17 protein-coding genes and 1 tRNA gene are annotated in these 18390 nt (G+C 62.6%); 6 read left to right on the plus strand and 12 right to left on the minus strand.

The window, feature by feature from the left end; translation table 11 throughout:
* Positions 1-12: 12 nt before the first annotated feature.
* The 3 genes from MUB52_RS21400 to MUB52_RS21410 all read right to left on the minus strand — a co-directional run bounded on the left by MUB52_RS21400 (position 13) and on the right by MUB52_RS21410 (position 3549).
* Positions 13-1137 carry a carbohydrate ABC transporter permease gene (locus tag MUB52_RS21400; protein WP_263846192.1) on the minus strand — a complete coding sequence of 375 codons (1125 nt, stop codon included), beginning with the start codon at positions 1135-1137 and terminating at the stop codon, positions 13-15.
* A complete protein-coding gene (locus tag MUB52_RS21405; RefSeq protein ID WP_263846193.1) occupies positions 1137-2117 on the minus strand; it encodes a carbohydrate ABC transporter permease in 981 nt (326 codons plus the stop codon). Before MUB52_RS21405 ends, MUB52_RS21400 begins: the two co-directional genes overlap by 1 nt.
* A 76-nt stretch (positions 2118-2193) precedes the next feature.
* Positions 2194-3549, minus strand: a complete 1356-nt coding sequence (locus MUB52_RS21410; protein ID WP_263846194.1) for an ABC transporter substrate-binding protein — start codon at positions 3547-3549, stop codon at positions 2194-2196.
* Positions 3550-3805: 256 nt separating this feature from the next.
* On the opposite strand from MUB52_RS21410, the gene MUB52_RS21415 reads away from it, so the two are divergent.
* Both MUB52_RS21415 and MUB52_RS21420 read left to right on the plus strand, forming a co-directional pair.
* Positions 3806-4828 carry a substrate-binding domain-containing protein gene (locus MUB52_RS21415; RefSeq protein WP_263846195.1) on the plus strand — a complete coding sequence of 341 codons (1023 nt, stop codon included), beginning with the start codon at positions 3806-3808 and terminating at the stop codon, positions 4826-4828.
* A 10-nt stretch (positions 4829-4838) separates the two neighbouring features.
* Positions 4839-6152 (plus strand): GH1 family beta-glucosidase, encoded by a 1314-nt coding sequence (locus tag MUB52_RS21420; RefSeq protein ID WP_263846196.1) that lies wholly within the window; start codon positions 4839-4841, stop codon positions 6150-6152.
* Here MUB52_RS21420 and MUB52_RS21425 read toward each other — a convergent pair.
* A complete protein-coding gene (locus MUB52_RS21425) occupies positions 6142-7329 on the minus strand; it encodes a cytochrome-c peroxidase (RefSeq protein WP_318527453.1) in 1188 nt (395 codons plus the stop codon). The genes MUB52_RS21420 and MUB52_RS21425 overlap by 11 nt on opposite strands.
* Before the next feature lie 102 nt (positions 7330-7431).
* Between MUB52_RS21425 and MUB52_RS21430 the strand changes: the two genes are divergently transcribed.
* Positions 7432-7902, plus strand: coding sequence for a tetratricopeptide repeat protein (locus MUB52_RS21430; protein ID WP_263846197.1), 471 nt, complete (start codon positions 7432-7434; stop codon positions 7900-7902).
* A gap of 33 nt (positions 7903-7935) precedes the next feature.
* On the opposite strand, the gene MUB52_RS21435 is transcribed toward MUB52_RS21430, so the two are convergent.
* The 6 genes from MUB52_RS21435 to MUB52_RS21460 form a co-directional block, all read right to left on the minus strand.
* Positions 7936-8994: a TRAP transporter substrate-binding protein gene (locus MUB52_RS21435; RefSeq protein WP_263846198.1), complete on the minus strand. Its 1059-nt coding sequence runs from the start codon at positions 8992-8994 to the stop codon at positions 7936-7938.
* 48 nt (positions 8995-9042) lie between these two features.
* Positions 9043-10332 (minus strand): TRAP transporter large permease, encoded by a 1290-nt coding sequence (locus MUB52_RS21440; RefSeq protein WP_263846199.1) that lies wholly within the window; start codon positions 10330-10332, stop codon positions 9043-9045.
* Positions 10332-10922, minus strand: coding sequence for a TRAP transporter small permease (locus tag MUB52_RS21445; protein WP_263846200.1), 591 nt, complete (start codon positions 10920-10922; stop codon positions 10332-10334). The genes MUB52_RS21440 and MUB52_RS21445 overlap by 1 nt, the downstream gene beginning before the upstream one ends.
* A gap of 80 nt (positions 10923-11002) precedes the next feature.
* On the minus strand, positions 11003-11527 hold the full coding sequence (locus tag MUB52_RS21450; RefSeq protein ID WP_263846209.1) for a flavin reductase family protein: 525 nt from the start codon (positions 11525-11527) through the stop codon (positions 11003-11005).
* Entirely contained in the window at positions 11527-12417 is an 891-nt protein-coding gene (locus tag MUB52_RS21455; RefSeq protein ID WP_263846201.1) for an aldo/keto reductase, read from the minus strand. The genes MUB52_RS21450 and MUB52_RS21455 overlap by 1 nt, the downstream gene beginning before the upstream one ends.
* On the minus strand, positions 12417-13571 hold the full coding sequence (locus MUB52_RS21460) for an LLM class flavin-dependent oxidoreductase (RefSeq protein ID WP_263846202.1): 1155 nt from the start codon (positions 13569-13571) through the stop codon (positions 12417-12419). Before MUB52_RS21460 ends, MUB52_RS21455 begins: the two co-directional genes overlap by 1 nt.
* Before the next feature lie 100 nt (positions 13572-13671).
* Here MUB52_RS21460 and MUB52_RS21465 point away from each other — a divergent pair, with 100 nt between their 5' ends.
* Together MUB52_RS21465 and MUB52_RS21470 are read left to right on the plus strand one after the other, a co-directional pair.
* The gene (locus MUB52_RS21465; RefSeq protein WP_263846203.1) at positions 13672-14379 is read left to right on the plus strand and encodes a GntR family transcriptional regulator; all 708 of its coding nucleotides are present in this window, start codon (positions 13672-13674) and stop codon (positions 14377-14379) included.
* Between the two features lie 9 nt (positions 14380-14388).
* The gene (locus tag MUB52_RS21470; RefSeq protein ID WP_263846204.1) at positions 14389-15483 is read left to right on the plus strand and encodes a Gfo/Idh/MocA family protein; all 1095 of its coding nucleotides are present in this window, start codon (positions 14389-14391) and stop codon (positions 15481-15483) included.
* Positions 15484-15513: 30 nt separating this feature from the next.
* On the opposite strand, the gene MUB52_RS21475 is transcribed toward MUB52_RS21470, so the two are convergent.
* A complete protein-coding gene (locus tag MUB52_RS21475) occupies positions 15514-16389 on the minus strand; it encodes a hypothetical protein (protein WP_263846205.1) in 876 nt (291 codons plus the stop codon).
* A gap of 125 nt (positions 16390-16514) precedes the next feature.
* Here MUB52_RS21475 and MUB52_RS21480 point away from each other — a divergent pair.
* Positions 16515-16590, plus strand: a tRNA-Thr gene (locus MUB52_RS21480).
* Positions 16591-16861: 271 nt separating this feature from the next.
* Here the strand turns inward: MUB52_RS21480 and MUB52_RS21485 are convergent.
* Positions 16862-18244 carry a transposase gene (locus MUB52_RS21485; protein WP_263846206.1) on the minus strand — a complete coding sequence of 461 codons (1383 nt, stop codon included), beginning with the start codon at positions 18242-18244 and terminating at the stop codon, positions 16862-16864.
* Positions 18245-18390 lie beyond the last annotated feature (146 nt).

An 18390-nucleotide genomic window follows, 5' to 3' on the forward strand; every position in this document is an offset into this window, starting at 1 on the left:
CCATTGGACTTTCTACTTGACGGAGCCGGCCAACAGACCGCGCACCAGATAGCGTTGCATTGTGAAGAAGACGACAAGCGGCACGGCGATGGAGATGAAGGCCGCCGAGGCCAGAATGCCCCAGTCGCCGCCGCGCGACCCCAGAAGGTCATCGGCGATCTTGACGGTCATGACCCAGCTTTCCGCATTGGATGGTAGGAAGACCTTGGCCACCAGCAGGTCGTTCCACGTCCAGAGGAACTGGAAGATGGCAAAGCTGGCAAGGGCGGGAAAGCTCAATGGCAAGACGATCTTGGTGAAGACCTGGAAATCCGTGGCGCCGTCGACCTTCGCGCTTTCGATGATATCGCGCGGCAGGCCGACCATGTAGTTGCGCAAGAGATAGATCGCGAGCGGTAACCCGAAGCCCGTATGCGCCATCCAGATGCCTAAGAAACTCTGGCCGATACCGATGGAATTGTGGAACTGCAACAGCGGAACGAGCGCGAGTTGCAAGGGCACGACCAGCAGCCCCACGACCATCGCGATCAGAAGGCCCCTGCCCGCGAAATCCATCCATGCAAGAGCGTAGGCGGCAAAGGCCGCAATCAGGATCGGGATGATCGTCGCGGGGATCGTCACCGTCAGCGTGTTGATGAAGGCGATGTCCATATTGTTGGAAAAGAGGATCGTCTGGTAGTTATCCAGCGAGAAATCCGGCGGCGTCGCCGTCGAATAATAGACGCTTGGGTCGCGACTGATCTCGGCAGGCGAGCGATAGACGAAATCGCCGTTCTCCTGCACGGTGAGAGAGCGGTCGCGTGTCAGTTCGGCGGTCTCGCCCGCAGCGGCCACCGTCGGGTTCGAACGCGCGCCGCCAAAGCGGATCACCTCGCCCTCGCCGCCCGAGAAGATGTTGCCTTCGATGACAAAGAACTCGCCATCCTGCCGGGCTTCACCAGCGGGGATCTTGGCCTGGAAGTTCTGCTCGACCGCGAAGGGCGACAGCCACCAGCCCGAGGCCGAGATCTGGTCACGGTCGCGGAAGGAGGAGACCAGCAACCCCACGGTGGGGATCAGCCAAAGGACCACGAGGAAGATGACCGAGAGATTAACCGCCCAGGTCAGCGAGGATTTTGTGCCAGCGATATTGTCCATTATCTCATCTCCGCCCTTGCTTGCCGGATGTTCCAGATCATCACCGGCAGCACCACGATCATGATCACAAAGGCGACGGCTGTCGCGCGCCCATCATCGCGGAACATGTAAGACATCATGTAACTGGGCAGGATATCGGTGCCGAAATTGCCCCCTGTCATCGTGTAGACGATGTCAAAGACCTTGAGTACGAGAATGGTGATCGTCGTCCAGACCACCACGATGGTGCCCATGATCTGCGGCACCTTGATCTTGAAGAAGACCTGAAACGGGTTGGCCCCGTCGATGATCGCCGCCTCGATGGTTTCTTCGGGGATACCCCGCAGGGCGGCGGAGAGGATCACCATGGCAAAGCCGGTCTGGATCCAGACAAGGATGAACATCAGGAAGAAGTTGTTCCAGAACCGCACCTGCAACACGTCCAGCGGCTCCGACGCGCCGAAGAAATCGCGGATCGCGTTGATCAGCCCGATGTCGGCATTGTTGGCATAGACGAACTTCCAGATCAGCGAGGCGCCGACGAAGGAGATCGCCATCGGCATGAAAATCAGTGATTTGGCGATATTGCCCCACTTCAGCCGGTCGGTGAGCTGTGCAACCAGCAGGCCGAAGAAGGTCGCGGCCGCAGGTACGAAGAGCACCCAGAGCATGTTGTTGAAAAAGGCGATCTGGAAGCCGTCATCGGAAAACATCGTGGTGTAGTTGCCAAATCCGATGAACTGATCGCCCGAGCGGTTGAAGAGCGAGCGGTAGAAGGAGCCCACGACGGGGTAGACCAGATAGAGGCCGAGGGCCGCCATCGCCGGGAACAGAAAGAGCCACGGCCGCACCAGATTGGCGCGGTTGATGTTCCGGCCCGGATTGTCCGCACGCGGCGGAAAGATGACCTTGTCGAGGATCAGGTTCGACAGGAAGAAGTACCCGACGCAGCCGCCGACCCCGATGATAACTGTCACGATCCCCTGAAGCAGCGGTGACATGGCGATCCCTCCCAAAACCTATGTGCGGGTGTGGTGCAGCCCGGCGGATCAGAGCCGCCGGGCTGATTGCAAAGCCTTACTGGATCGTGTCCCAGCGCTCCTGGATGCCTTTCGCCACGTCTTCGGCGCTCGCGCCGGTGGTGTAATCCACCATACCGGTCCAGAAGGCGCCTGCCCCGATCTCACCCGGCATCAGGTCAGAGGCGTCAAACCGGAAGGTGGTCGCGTTCAGCAGGATCTCGCCCTGCGCCTTGAGGCTGTCCTCGAGGTAGGTCTCGGGGTTCACGCCCGCGTGCGCGGTCAGGAAGCCGCCCTGCGCCATCCACAGCTCATGCGCAATTGGCGTTTTCAGGAACTCGACAAAGGCCATTGCCGCGTCGGAAGGGTTGGTGATGGCAAAGAGCGTGCCCGCCCCAAGCACCGGCTTGCCGAGGTCCTTTTCGGCGTAGGCCGGGAAGTAGAAGAAGTCCACGTCTTCCCCCACAACAGTGCCTTCCGGGAAGAAGGCCGGGATGAAGGAGGCCTGACGGTGCATGTAGCAATCCGGCGGGATCGCGAAGAGCCCGGCCGGGCTGTCGCGGAAGTCGGTGTTGGCCACCGCCGAGGCGCCGCCGTCCACATAGTCGTCATTGCGCGCGAAGGCACCGAATTCCTCGATGGCGGCGATGACTTTCGGATCATCGAACTTCATCTCGTTGGCCACCCAGGCGTCATAGTCCTCGGGCGACTGCGTCCGCAGCATCATCTCTTCGACCCAGTCGGTGGCGGGCCAGCCGGTCGCCGCCCCGGACCCCAGACCGATACACCAGGGCGTGCCGCCCTCCTCCACGATCAGATCCGTCAGCTCCTTGAGCTCTTCCATCGTCTCGGGGATGTCATAGCCTGCCTCGTCAAAGGCTTCCGGCGAATACCAGACCAGCGACTTCACATCGACCCGGTAAAAGAGGCCGTACATCTGGTCTTCGCCGTTCTCGTCGGCGTAGGTGCCCAGATCGACCCAGGACTGCCCCGCGGCGTAATTGTCCCGCACCCAGTCCGCGGTGCCCTCCGGTAGCGGCGTCAGCAGCCCCTGGCTCGCCATATCCGCGGCGAGTCCCGGTTGCGGGAAGACGGCGAGATTGGGTGCCGAACCCGAGCGTGCAGAGATGACGATGTCCTGTTCGAAGCTGTCGGAGCCGGAGTAGTTCACCGTCGCGCCGGTCGCGCTGGTGAAGTAGGAAAACGCCTTGTCGACCTTGGCTTTTTCGTCGCCGGTCCAGGGGCCCGTAATCTCGACGGTCTGGCCGCTCAGATCGTATTTCTCGGCGAATTCATTGTAGCTGTCCCAGTTGAAATCACCCTCGCCGACGGCGAAGGGCTGGTGCCCGTCCGCATGCGCCAGTCCCGCGAAGAGAGCCAGCGCCGCAGCACCCGCGTAATAACGTGCCTTCATGAGGTCCTCCCGTAGCAATGCCTGTTTTGACATCGTCTTGATCATTTTTTGTGCGCAAAGAATCACTTCAAAGCGCTTTGGATGCCGGAAAACTGGAGGAAGGCGGCAAACCTGTCAACTCGTGGTTGGGTTTCTCCGCTGCATTTCAAGGCCCTGCGCCACGTGGCCGATGCAGGGCCTGTTTCTGCTTTGACCTGCCGGACAACGCTGCCTAGGCTGAATGCTGTTTGAGGTTAAAAATGACACTCCGGGTCTTATGAATCTACGAGAACTTTCGGAACGGCTGAACCTGTCGCAGACCACGGTCAGCCGCGCGTTGAACGGGTACCCGGAGGTCAGCGAACAGACCCGCAAGCGGGTTGCCGCCGCTGCGAAGGAGTTCAACTATCGCCCCAACATCCGGGCCCAGAGGCTCGCGACGGGGAGATCGATGTCCATCGGTCACATCATTCCGCTTTCGAAGCAGAACGAGATGGTCAACATCGTCTTTGCCGATTTCATCGCAGGTGCGGGCGAGGTCTATGCGCGGCATGGCTACAACATGAGCCTGTCGCTGGTCCGAGACGAAGAAGAGTTGAACGCCTACCGCGGTGTCGCCGAGAAGGGCGCCGTTGACGGCATCATCGTACACTCCCCGGCGCGGCACGACCCGCGGATCGCCTTTCTCGCGGAGCTGGACATTCCCTTTCTCGTGCATGGCCGCGCCTCGGAGGTGACGACGCCCTACGCCTGGCTCGATGTGAACAACAAGCGCGCCATAGAGACCGGAACACGGCATCTGCTTGAGCTGGGGCACAGGCGGATCGCGCTCGTCAACGGCGAGGAACGGATGGATTTCGCGCAGCGCCGGCGCGAGGGCTATCTTGCGGCCCTCTGCGGTGCTGACGTGCCACCCGATCCGGGGCTCATGCGCTCAAACGAGATGAGCGAGCCCTACGGGCATGCGGCGGCGCATGAGATGCTGGACCGTTCCGCGCCGCCCACCGCCTTCGTTGCCTCCTCCATCGTCTCGGCCCTGGGCATTCGACGCGCGATCCAGGAACGCGGCCTGGTGATGGGCCGCGACATCTCTGTCCTTTGTTTTGACGATGAAATCTCATACCTGCCGAACGGGCAGACCACGCCGGTCTTCACCGCGATGCGCTCGTCGGTGCGCGCGGCGGGCCGCCGATGTGCCGAGCTGCTGATTGACCAGATCACGCATCCTGACCAAGAGTTGCGCACCGAGCTTTGGGACGCGGAACTCGTGATCGGACCGTCGACCGGCCCCTGCCCCTGAAGGACTGACAATGGATTTCAAGAGATCGGACTTCCCGAACGGATTCCAGTTCGCCGCGGCGACCTCCAGCTATCAGATCGAAGGACATCGCTTTGGCGGCGCCGGCAAGACCCATTGGGACACTTTCGCAGCCACGCCGGGAAACGTCGTGCGCGCCGAGAATGGCGACATCGCCTGCGATCACTATCACCGCTGGGAGGAAGACCTCGACCTGATGCAGGCGCTGGGGCTCGACGCCTACCGCTTCTCGACCAGTTGGGCGCGGGTGCTGCCCGAGGGGCGCGGCCCCGTGAATGAGGAGGGCCTCGACTTCTACGACCGGCTGGTGGACGGGCTGCTGGCGCGGGGGCTGAACCCGATGGTCACGCTCTATCACTGGGAACTCCCGGTGGCGCTGGCGGACCTGGGCGGCTGGCGCAACCCGGACATCTCGCATTGGTTGGCCGACTACACCACCGTGATCATGAAGCGGATCGGGGATCGCGTCTTCAGCGCAGCCCCCATCAACGAGCCGTGGTGCGTCGGCTGGCTGTCGCATTTCATGGGACATCACGCGCCGGGCCTGCGCGACATCCGTGCGACGGCCCATGCCATGCACCACGTGCTGACCGGCCACGGCCGGGCCATTCAGGCGATGCGGGCGCTCGGTGTCAAAAACCTCGGGGCGGTCTGCAACTTCGAATACGCGCATGCCGCCGACGACACGCCGGAGGCGGCCGAGGCCGCGCAGCTCTATGACGGCTACTACAATCGCTTCTTCCTCGGCGGCCTCTTCAAAGGCGCCTACCCCGAGGATGTGATGGACGGCCTCGCGCCGCACATGCCGAAAGGCTGGGAAGATGACTTCGGGCTGATCGGCCAGCCGCTCGACTGGTGCGGGCTAAACTACTACACCTGCAAACGCATAGCCCCTGTCGACGGCCCCTGGCCGGCACATCAAGAGGTGGGCGGCCCGCTGCCCAAGACGCAGATGGGATGGGAGATTTACCCCAAGGGCCTGCACCACTTCCTCACCTGGGTGCATGAGACCTATACCAAGGGCCTGCCGCTCTACGTGACGGAGAACGGCATGGCCAACCCAGATGAGCCGGACGTGCCGGATGAGGCGCGCATCGAATATCTGAATGCCCATGTGGCCGCGGCACAACAGGCGATGTCGGAAGGCGTGCCGCTGGCGGGCTATACGTTCTGGTCGCTCATGGACAATTACGAATGGGCGCTCGGCTACGAAAAGCGCTTTGGGCTGATCCACGTCGATTTCGACACGCTGGAGCGCACGCCAAAGGCCTCCTACCACGCGCTGGCCGAAGCGCTCAGGGCTTGAACCACGCGGGCACGCCGAACGGCGGGTGGGTCACACTGCGCGTGCCGGTGAGGCTGTCCAGAAAGGCCACGATCTGCGCGATCTCCGCGTCATCGAGATCCGGTCCCGGCCTCGGGACCGCGCGCGCCTGACGCGCCATCTCGCGCGCGTCCCCTTGTATCACGAAATCGGTCGCAGCCAGCCAGGGCACCTCCGGCAGCTTCGCATCCTCGGGTCGCCAGGCAGCGCGGGCGCGCGCCGGGTCGAGGTGGTGGCGCACCATCGCCTCCAAGGTGGCATAGGCGCCATTGTGTCCATAGGGTGCAGTCAGCGCCACATTGCGCAGCATCGGCGTGCGGAAGGCATAGGCATCCTCCAGCCGGTTGCTCTCGCTCATCCGCCCCACATCGCGCGCATAGGGGTCGAAAAGCCGCGTGCGCCCCGGACCGAAGGCCGGGAGACCCAGCGCGTGAAACTTCTGGTCACTGAGCAACGAGCCCGAATGGCAGGACGCACAGTCCGCCTTGCCGTAGAACAGTTGCAGGCCCGCGTGTTGATCGGGCGTCAGGGCAGCACGGTCCCCGGCGAGATACCGATCGAAGGGGCTGTCGAAGCTTGTCCATTCGATCGCCATGAAGGCCGCCAGCGCATTGGCGATCTCGACGATGCTCACCTCCTCGGGCGCGTTGATATGGTCGAAAGCCGCGACGAAGCGCGCACCATAGCCCTTTTCCGTACGCACCCGTTTGGCGAGGATCGGCCATGCTGCATCGATGCGGTCATGCACGGCGCCGATCATCTCGTTCTCACCCGGATTGCCCGCCATTTCGAACTGTGCCACCAGCGGGAAGAGCGCCTGCGCGGCCAGCAGCGACCCCAGCCCCTGCGGCAGCCATTCTTCCGCCGGAGAATTGAACCCGTTGCCGAAGAGGTCGGACCGGCTGAGCCGCCCGTCGTGGAACATCACCGTCAGATCGCGCGCGCCCAGGTTCCACAGCCCCGGCGCGTTGCGCGGGATGCGTTTGGCAATGCGCTGCTGGCCCACGCCCGGCGTCCGTTCAGGCCCCAGTCCCTGCCCGCCCTCGCCAATGCCAAGGCTCAGCCCGTCGCCCGTGCCGAACTCCGGGTGGTGGCAATGCGCGCAGGCGATATTCCGGTTGCCCGACAAGATGGGATCGTAGAACAAGGACTGGCCCAAGGCGGCCCGGTCCCGGTCGAACGGCAGGAAATCCGCAGCCGTCAGTGGCGGCGGCAGATCCCCTGCTGCCGCCAGCGTCGCACAAGAGGAGAGAACGATCCCATGCGTGCCATATGTCTTGCCCTTGCGCTGCTGGCCGGCCCCGCGCTGGCCGAGATCGAAGAGGCGCGCGACATGATGGAAGAGGGCCGATTTGAGGAAGCCTATGAGGCGCTCTGGCCCGCTGCACGGTCGGGCAATGCGGATGCCGAAGAGCTGATCGGTGTCATGTATGCGATGGGCCTTGGCGTCCCGCGCGACGATATCCGCGCGTTCGAGTGGTATCTGCGCTCGGCCATGAAGGGGCATCCGGGCGCGCAATCGGGTGTCGGCTGGTACTACGAGATAGGGCGCGGGATGCCGGCCCCGGACCTCGTGCGCGCCTACATGTGGTACACGCTGTCGGCCATTGGCGGCGACCCGGACGCGGCGATCAGCCTTGAGGAGGTGGTGAAGAAGATGACCAAGGCAGAGATCGAAAAGGCGCATGAGCTCGTCGCGGACTACAAGGTCTGGATGTACCCGTTTCGGTGACGGGGCGGCCTCGATGACCGCCCCGGCGCGGCATCAGTTGAGGTCCGCTGACCGCGCTGCGCCCACGGCCTCTTCGGCTTCAGCGACCGCGGCGGTCAGAGCTTCGAAGATCTCCTCGCCCCGCCCCACGTTCGCCTTGAACCAGTCAAAGACGGGGGCTGCGCCTTCCTTGAAGGCCGCTTTCTGCTCGGGGGTCGGCACATAGAGGTCACCGCCTTCGGCCACGAACTGCTCATAGGCTTCGATGGATTTGCGCTTGGGCGAGGCGAAGGTCGCTTGCTGCAGGGCATAGAAGCCATCGACCACCACGCGGCGCATGTCCTCCGGCATCTCCATGAAGCGCGCGTTGTTCATCCACCACAGCGCGCCCATGTAGGCATGGCCGTCCAGCGTCACATATTTCAGCCCCGCATCCGGGAACTTCATGCCCATAATATCCGTGATGCCATTCTTGGAGCCTTCGACCACGCCGGTCTGGAAGGAGGTGAAGAGCTCGGGCCACGGGATCGGCGTAGGTGCCGCACCGAGGGCCTTCACGAGTTCCTGCGGCAGGTCAGCGACCACCGTGCGGATCTTCAGGCCTTCCATGTCAGAAGGGTCTGCGATGCGCCGCTTGGTATTGGCAAAGTTGCGCCAACCGCCGGTATTGCCGATGGTCATCAGGCGGATCGCGCCGCCGGAATCCTCCAACGCCATCTCACGCATCTTGCGGGTGAAATCGCCCGAGAGCACATGCTCGGCGATGCGGTCGTCGGCCATCAGATACGGCAGATCGAGCACCTGCACATACGGGAAGATGCCGGACGCGCCGCCCGAGGTGGAGACAAAGATATCGATGGAGCCATCAGCCACACCCTGCAGACACTCCGCGCCGTTGCCGCAGAGCTGTGTTCCGATGAAAAGCTCGACCGCGATGGCACCATTGGAGGCCGCCTCCACGTAGTTCTTGAAGACCACGAGACCGTCGTAGTCCTCGTCGTTCTCGTTCGAGTTGGCGGTGGCGCGCAGCGTGTACTCCTGCGCGGCTGCCGCCATCGCCGAGCCGGCCAACATCGCCGCCACGGTCAGCGATTTCAGGGTGTTTTTGATCATGTCAGTCCTCCCATTGGATGATGTATCGTATTTGCAAAATTCAACTGGCTAGTTTGCAAAGCCCGTAAGGCGCGGAATTGTCATGGAAATCGCAGGGATATAGGTGATCAGGAAGATCACCAGGATCTCCACGGCCAGGAACGGCAGGATCGCCTTCGAGATGGTCTCGACCCGCTCGCCCGAGACGGATGAGGCGACAAACAGCACCAACCCCATCGGCGGCGTGGCCAGCCCGACGGTCAGGTTCACGCTCATGATGATCGCAAAGTGGATCGGGTCGACCCCGAGGCTCACGAAGATAGGGCCAAGGATCGGCCCCAGGATGATGATCGCCGGCCCTGCGTCGAGGAACATGCCCACGACGAACAGGAGCAGGTTGATCAGAAACAGCAGGATGAGCGGGTTGCTCGTCAGGCTGAGCACGAATTCCGCCATGGTCTCGGGCGCATGGCTGAGGCTCACCACCGTCTTGAACGCCATCGCCGCGCCCACGAGCAGCAGCACCACCGCCGAGGTGATCCCGGCACGGTTCAGCACATCGGGCAGGTCGCTCAAACGCAGTGTGCGCATCACGAAGAGCCCGATGATCAGCGCATAGGCCACGGCGACGGCGGCGGCCTCCGTGGGTGTAAAGACGCCCGCCAGAATACCGCCCAGAATGATCACCGGGGTCATCAGCGGAAAGAACGCCTTCAGGCTCGCCTGCCCGCGCTCGCCCCAGGAGTGCTTCTTCGTGGCAATCGGAAAGTCGTATTTATCGGCCTGAAACTTCACCACCAGCATCAAGCCGACGCCCACCAGGATGCCCGGTACAATCCCCGCGAGGAAGAGCGCCGCGACGCTCTCGCCCATCACATAGGCGTAGATGATCATGATGCCGGACGGCGGGATGATCGGCCCGATGACCGAACTCGCCGCCGTGATCGCCGCGGCGAAACGGCGCTTATAGCCCTGTTTCTCCATCGCCGGGATGAGCATGGACCCCAGCGCCGAAGTGTCGGCCACAGCAGAGCCCGAGAGCCCGGCGAAGAGCATGGAGCTGAGGATGTTCACATGCGCCAGACCGCCCCGGAAATGCCCCATCATGGCCTGGCTGAACTCCACCAGCCGCATGGTGATACCGCCGCGGTTCATCAACTCTCCCGCGAGCATGAAAAAAGGGATCGCCATCAGCGGGAAACTGTCCATCCCGTTGTAAAGATTGCGGTAGAGCAGCGTGATGTCGCGCTCCTGCCCGTTGAGCCACAAGAGGATCCCAGGCGCGGCCAGAAGGCCGAAGAACACCGGCAGACCGATCATCAGGAAAACGAGAAAGAGCGGCAGGAACCAGACCAGCATTATTCCGCCCCCACCTGGTCTTCGATGGCAATCACCGGCAGCCGATCCGCGCCACCCAGCATCTTCACGAGCGCCCGCAGGATGAGCTCGACGTTCACCGAAATCAGCACGATCACGCCGAAGAGCAGCGAGGCCATCATCCAGCTGCGCGGCACGCGGAACCAGCTCTCGAAGCTGAGATCGGTGGGCAGATAGAGCGAGGCGGTCGCGAATCTCCCTGCAAATCCAGTGACTTCCGACCAGCCGATCTGCACGGCCACGACCAGCACGCCGAGGCTGAGAAACAACAGCGCCAGTGAAATCAGCGCGCCCACGCGCTCTGGCAGCAGGCGCACCACCGTGTCGATAGCCACGAAGCCACCGCGCCGGAAGGCCGTGGGCGCCATCAGCCCGGTCATCCAGAGCATGCAGAAGCGTGCCGCCTCGTCGGGCCAGGGCAGCGCATTGTTCAGAACATAGCGATAGAAGACCTGGATGAGGATCGCGGCCACCATGAGCGCCATCGCCACCACGCCGAGGCCCCTGCCCAGCTTGAGCACGGTCTCATTGACCAGCCGGAGCGGTGTGATGACCGCCAGCAATGCTCCCATTCCGGAGCCTCCTCCCTTGTGCCCGGGTATTCCGGGTCACCCCGTGCGGGTTTTCCCCGCACGCTTCATTCGTTGGCCTTTTAGGCCTGATTGTCAAACCGTGTGAAGCGGCCTTGGCAAAAAATCAGCGCATCCCCCTCCCGGAACGCAGCTGCGCGCACGCGGCCCACAACAATCGCATGGTCGCCCGCGTCGTGTATCTGGTCAGTGGTGCATTCGAACCGGGCCAGGCAATCCCCCAGCAGCGGCACACCCTCGGCGGTCTGGGTCACGTCGAGCCCGTCGAAGGCGGTGCCCGATTTCGCAAAGCCAAGCGCAATCTCTTCCTGCTCGGTGCCCAACACGTGAATGGCGAAGTGTTGCGCCGCGATGAAATGTGCGTAGCGGGTCGAGGATTTGGCCGGGCACCAGAGCACAAGCGGCGGGTCCAGCGAAACGCTCGAGAAGGAGTTCGCCGTCATGCCGATCGGCCCGTCCGGCGTCTGTGCGGTGACAACGGTTACGCCGGTTGCAAAGCGGCCAAAGGCGCTGCGCAACTGCCGCTGCGTGTCGGGCCCGGCCGCAAATCCGTCCAGCGCTGCCATCTGTCGCGTCCCGTCGGCCATCATGGCACCTCCTGACCGTTTGCGGCCTCATAGAGTTCAAACCAGGTCTGCCGGTCCATCTCGACCTTTACGGCATCCGAGAAGGTGGCAATGCGCGAGAGCGTGTTGGTGCCCATCACCGGCAGGATGCCCGCCGGATGCGCGAGCAGCCAGGCCACGGCCACGGCGGCACGGTCCACGCCCTGCGCCTGCGCCACCGCGTCCATCTTCTGCGCCACCGCACTGTCCTCGGTCATCAGGCTGCCGCCGCCCAGCGGCGACCAGGCCATCGGGCTGATCCGGTGCTGTTGCAGATGCGCCAGATCGCCATTTGTCAGGCAGTCACGGGCAGCAAGGCTGATCTCGATCTGGTTGGTCACGAGCGTGTTGGTCATGCTCGATTGCAGCAGATCCCAATCCCACGGACGGAAGTTCGACACGCCGGCCGCCTTGATCTTGCCGGCCTGAATCAGCGCATCGAGCGCGCCGCCGGTCTCGGCCGCATCCATCATCGGATCGGGCCGGTGGATCAGCAGCAGGTCGATCTGCTCGATCCCCATATAGGTGAGCGAGGCCTCAACGCTCGCCTGAATATGCGCCGCCGAGGTATCATAGTATTTCACGCGGGCGTCGGCATATTTGCCGATGGGCGCGATGATGTCGCATTTGGTCACGATCTCAAGCTGATCGCGCAGACTGGGGGCCTCTTTCAGCGCAGCGCCCAGCACCTCCTCGGCCGCGTAACCGCCGTAGATATCGGCCTGATCCATCGTGGTGATGCCTTGTGCGAGGCAGGCGTCGATCTTGGCGCGCACATGCGCGGGTGAGGTGTCGCTGTCATCGGCCAGGCGCCACATGCCATAAACGATGCGGCTGAACTCAAGCGTGTCGGAGAGGGCCACGCGCTCCATCAGCGACGCTCCCCGGCGGCCAGCGGTGTGGCAGGTGCGGCTTGGGGCACACGACCATAAGCCTCTGGCAAAGAACAGGTTTTCAGATGCGGCATCACCAGCCGCCCGAAGTGCTGCGCCTCGTCCAGATGCGGATAGCCCGAGAAGATGAAGGCGCGGATGCCCATCCGCTGGTAGGCTTCGATCTCGGACAGCACCTGATCGGCCGAGCCCACAAGCGCCGCGCCACAGCCCGAGCGCGCACGGCCTACGCCCGTCCAGAGATGCGGCTCGACATAGCCGAATTCGTCGGCGATATCGCGGTTCTTCGACTGATGCGCAACGCCCAGCGAGGTCGCGTCCAGCGCGCGCTCGCGGATCTTGCGGCCATAGTCATCATCGAGTTTCGAGACGATGTAGTCGGCGTATTCCTTGGCCTCGGCCTCGGTGTCGCGCACGATCATATGGACGCGCAGACCGTAATCCAGCGTCCGGCCCTTCTCAGCGGCGCGGTCGTGGACCGCCTGCATCCGACCCGCGATGGCCTCTTTGGGCTCGGGCCACATCAGGTAAACATCGCAATGCTCGGCGCAGAGATCGAGCGCGGCAGGCGAATAGCCCCCGAAGTAGAGAAGCGGCCCGCCCGTCTGGTATGGCTTCGCCGGGTCGGTCGTCAGCCCCTTGAAGGTATAGACCTCGCCCTCATGGTCGATCTCGTCGCGCGTCCAGGCTTGCTTGAGGATCTCGACCACCTCGCGGCTGCGCTGATAGCGGTAGTCGCTGTCGGCCTTCTCGCCCGGAAAGTCCGAGCTGATGATGTTCACCGTCAGCCGCCCTTCGAGCATGTGATCCAGCGTCGCGATGGTGCGCGCGAGCATGATGGGCTGCATCTCGCCGCACCGCACGGCGGCCAGCAGGTTGATCTTGGAGGTGATTGGCGCGCAGCCTGCGACAAAGCTCAGCGTATCCTGCCCCACCTGATAAGACGAGGGGCAGAGGATGTTGCGGAACCCCTGTGCCTCCGCCGTCTTCACGATCTCTGAGCAATGCGCCCAGGACGAGCGCAGATCCCCATCCGGCACGCCCAGAAACTGGTAGTCGTCCGAACACAGGGCTGCGAACCAGGAAACTTCCGCCGCATCAAGATCGGCAGAGGTGACGGGCACAACGGTCATGAATCTTCCCTTGTGTGTGTGAGCTGATTTCCAGTTGCATAGCACCGTCAAAATAGTAGATCAATGGTGTATCAATTTTTCGCGCGACGCTGTTCGACCCATGACCACCCCACCACCCCGCGGCACGACGATGCCGAAATACATCCAGCTGAGCGAGCTCTTGATCCGCGACATTGACGCCGGCCGGATCCTCGATGGCGAGCGGTTGCCGCCCGAGCGGGACATGGCGGTGTCGTTGGGCACCTCCATCGGAACCCTGCGTAAGGCGCTTGCGGAACTGGACCGCAAGGGGCTGCTCGACCGAATTCAGGGCTCGGGCAACTACGTGCGCAGGCCCGCGCGGCCGACGGGCGTTTACGCCATGTTCCGTCTCGAGCTTCTGTCAGGCGGCGGTCTGCCCACGGCCGAGGTTCTGGAGCTGGAGAGCCTGCGCAAGCCTGCGGATCTGCCCGCCTTCGGAAGCAGCGATACAGCCACCCGGATCCGGCGCCGCCGATACCTCAACGACATCGCAATCGCCGTCGAGGAGATCTGGCTCGACGGCAGCGCAGGGCGACTGACGCCCGAGATGCTGGGCGACTCGCTCTATCAGACCTATCTCGACGGGCTCGGCTTCTGGATTGCCCGCGCCGAAGATCGCGTCAGCATCGGCGTCCTGCCCGACTGGACACCGCCGGACTTCGGCACGCCCGGTACGCCAAGCGGCTATATCGAGCGGTTTGGCTGGGCCTCCGCACCGACAGCTATTGAGTTTTCCCGCACTTGGTTCGATACGGACAAATCCGTCTACGTTCAGCGGTTGAAATAGGAACATCACATGGGACAGACCACGCGCTACGGCATGATCGGCTGCGGCATGATGGGCCAGGAGCACCTCAGGAACATCGCGCTCCTGCCGGACACGGCCGTGACGACGATCTTCGAGCCGGATGCGGCCATGCGGGCCACCGCCGCCGAGATCGCGCCGCAAGCCCGGTTTGCCGAGAGCCTTGAGGCGCTGTTGCAAGACGCGGCGTTGGATTGCCTTGTGGTGACCAGCCCGAACCACTGCCATGCCGCGCAAATGACCCAGATTGCCGCCACGCGGCCCCTGCCCCTGCTCATGGAAAAGCCGCTGCTGACCGATCCGGCGGACGTCCCTGCGCTGACGGCGGTGGCCGCGACCTATCCGGCACCGATCTGGGTGGCGATGGAGTACCGCTACATGCCGCCGATTGCGGCGATGCTCGCGCAGATGCAGGAGGCGACCGGGGGCCTCAAGATGCTCACGATCCGCGAACATCGCTTTCCCTTCCTGCACAAGGTCGGCAACTGGAACAGGTTCAACGCACAAACAGGTGGCACCTTTGTCGAGAAATGCTGCCATTTCTTCGATCTGATGCGGTTGATGATCGGCACGCGGCCGATCCGCGTGATGGCCAGCGCCGGGCAGTCGGTCAACCACCTCGACGAGCGCTATGAGGGGGCCGCGCCCGACATCCTCGACAACGGCTTTGTCATCGTCGACTTCGAAGGCGGTGTCCGCGCGATGCTGGAGCTCTGCATGTTTGCGGAAGGTGCGCGATATCAGGAAACCATCGCGGCGATGGGCCCTGCCGGAAAGATCGAAGCCTTCGTGCCCGGGCCCATACGCTTCTGGCCGGAAGATCTGGGCCCAGCTCCCACACCGATGGTCGAGGTCAGCCCACGCACCCCCAAACGGCCCGAGGTGCGCCCGGTCCCGGTCGACCCGGAGCTGCTTGCCGCAGGCGATCACAACGGCTCGACCTTCTACCAGCATCAGCGCTTTCTCGACCTGGTGCGCGGCGATCTGGCCGAACCCGAGGTCTCGTTCGACGACGGGCTCTGGGCCGTGAAGATGGGGATGGCAGCGCAGCAGTCGGCACAGACGGGTCAGGCGGTCCTTCTGTGACCGCAGAGATGACCGCTCCGGCCCTCTGGCTCAAGGCGAGATCACCTGCACCCCGGGCATCCGCGTGATGGCAAAGACGTCGTCGTCATAGGCCTTGGTCATCTCATCGACCAGCGCATCGGTCCAGCCCGGCATATCGAGCACTTCCTCGATCGCCTCATCGAGTGCGAACTTGTCCAGAAAGGCCACCATCGCACGGCGGCGCTGAATCTCCGTCATCGTGGGGTGCTTGTCGAGAAACGCGCGGAACCGCGTCATCCCTTCAGGCGCCATGATCTCTCCCAGCAGGTCGTAACCCCCGACGATATCCTCCGCGGGGTCGATCCGCCCCATCTCGCGAATGATCTCGGGCCAGATCAGCGGCGAATCCTCGCTGCACCAGAGCGTGATCGAGACATGCGGCACGGCCTCGCGGATCCGCAGCACCATGTCGGACCAGCGCACCGTCCGCGGGTCAATCCCGCCCGTGAACTCGCTCAGGTCCTCTGCATCGCTCCGCTGATAGGCTGCTGGCAGAAAAGTCGCGGGGTTTTTCACGGCCATGAAGAGCTCGATCTCATCCGCCTGAAAGATCTCGGCCATCTGCGCCATGCGCTTGGGGGCGTTCGGGTAGATCACCTCCCGCCGCAGCGCGCCGCGTACAGGGCCGAAGAAATCGCTGTCGGACAGGATCACCCGATCGGCGGTCGCACTGTCGAGGATCGCATCGAGCAGGACATCGCGCGCCTGCGCGGCAGGCTCACTGAAGTCCATCGCCTCCATCGTCTGCCGCAGCAGCTTTCGGTATTTGCCCGGGCCCGGCACGGCAACGCCATGCGCGCCGAAGCTGTCCTTGTTTTTCAGCAAACTCCGCATCAGGCGCTCCTCTTCCGTGAAGTGTGCGCCGGTGTGGAAGAGCAGCTGCATGGGTGTCCGTGCCTTAAGAAAGCGTTCACGAAAATTAACGCGGCCTCCAGGGATGTTCAAACGCAAAGACGCGGGCATTTTCCGGCTTGCGCGAAGAGTGCAAACTGACTAAACGACCGGGCAACGCCCCTATAGCTCAGCTGGTAGAGCAACTGATTTGTAATCAGTAGGTCCGCGGTTCGAGTCCGTGTGGGGGCACCATTTTTTAGGTAGAAATACATATATTACAGTAACTTACGTGTATTTCCTGAAAGACTATCCCCCAATGCATCCCCCAGCCGAAGCCTGTTTTACGTTCTTCGACAGGTCGGTTGAGCCATAAGTGCTTTGGTCCGCACTTACGATAGTGATCGGTTAATGGTCTCGACGACAGGCGCTCAGGGCGGATTTTGTTGAAAAACTCCTTGGGTCTGGCGCGTCTGATTAAGCTATCGCTTTGATTTCTTTTGGATGTGCCAGTCTTGCCCGCCTTTCATTCTGTTGCGGGCATAGTCGGCTTGAGCTTGGCCAGCTTCCGGAGGTTTTGGGCGGTTGCTGCGAGGGTGAACTCGTCTTGAACGCCGCATGGGCCGCGTAATCGGAGCCTGCCCAGCCCGAGGATGCGTTTGAGGTGGGCGAAGAGCATCTCGACCTTCTTGCGCCGCGCCTGTGCTTTCGGGTTGAACTCTGAGGCGGTGCATTGGCGGGCGAAGTCTCGGACGATCTCATACTTCTCACGGTGGATGGCACGGGCCTCTGAGTTGGGGCAGCACTTGGCCTTCAGGGCGCATCCGGTGCAGTCAGACTTCAGCGCCCTATACTTGCGGGCTTTCCAGCTTGGGGCATTCCGCTTCGGATCGGAATAGTTTCGCCAGGTGTGCCGCATCTCCTTGCCGCCCGGGCAGATGTAGCGGTCGTTCTCGTCATCCCATGTGAAGTCGGAGCGCGAGAACGTTCCGTCGGTCCGTTCACCCTTGTCGAAGACCGGGATGAAGGGGAGGATTTGGCGCTTTAATGCCAGCCAAACCAAGTTGTCCGACGACCCGTAGGCCGTATCTGCAGCGATCCAATCAGGCTTCATGCCAAAGCGCTCTTCGGTCCGGTCGAGCATCTTCTGCATGGCACCGACCTCGGCGGTCTTGTTCGACCGGCTGGCATCGACATCCACGATGATGCCGTGGTCCGTGTTGATCAGATAGTTGTCGGAATAAGCAAAGAACGCAGGGCCTTTGCGCGCCGCTGTCCATTGACTGGCGGGATCGGCATGGGCGGTGAACTTGGGCTTGGCAGTAGTCGCTGCACCGAAGGCTTCGTCGTCCAAAGTGTCGAGGTACTCGCGTACGGCACGCGGTGCATCAGCGGGATCAATCTCGCGAGCGGCCCAATCCTCGGGATTGCTAGAGTTTTGCTTCTGAACATCGGCGCTGATCAGGCTGGCATCGACCGCAAAGCCCTGGCCACCGACCAAACCCTCTTCCATGCAGCGCACAACCGTCATCTCGAACACACGGCGGAAGAGGTCACTCTCGCGGAACCGGCCATGGCGGTTCTTGGAAAAGGTCGAGTGATCCGGGATGCGATCTGTCAGATCAAGGCGGCAGAACCAGCGATACGCCAGGTTTAGATGCACCTCCTCACAGAGCCGACGTTCTGAGCGGATGCCAAAGCAGTATCCGACCAACAGCATCCGGATCAGCAGTTCGGGATCGATCGACGGACGCCCCGTATGGCTATAGAAATCCGACAAATGGTTGCGAATGCCGCTAAGATCGACAAACCGATCAATCGACCGAAGCATGTGGTCTTGCGGAACGTGACCTTCCAGCGAGAACTCGTAAAACAGTGCTGCTTGCACCTCCTGTCTCGGTCCCATCATGGTTAGTCCTCCCACTCGTTGGGAGAATTGAATCAGCCACCTACGCCTTGATCAAGACAGAGTTTTTCAACATGGAGTAATCCCGATCTGTCTTCGCACAGCACCCGGTACACTGGGCGGGTCACATTCAGAGAGGAACTGACAGA

The organism is Roseobacter sinensis, assembly GCF_025755255.1.
GTDB classification, from domain to species: domain Bacteria; phylum Pseudomonadota; class Alphaproteobacteria; order Rhodobacterales; family Rhodobacteraceae; genus Roseobacter; species Roseobacter sinensis.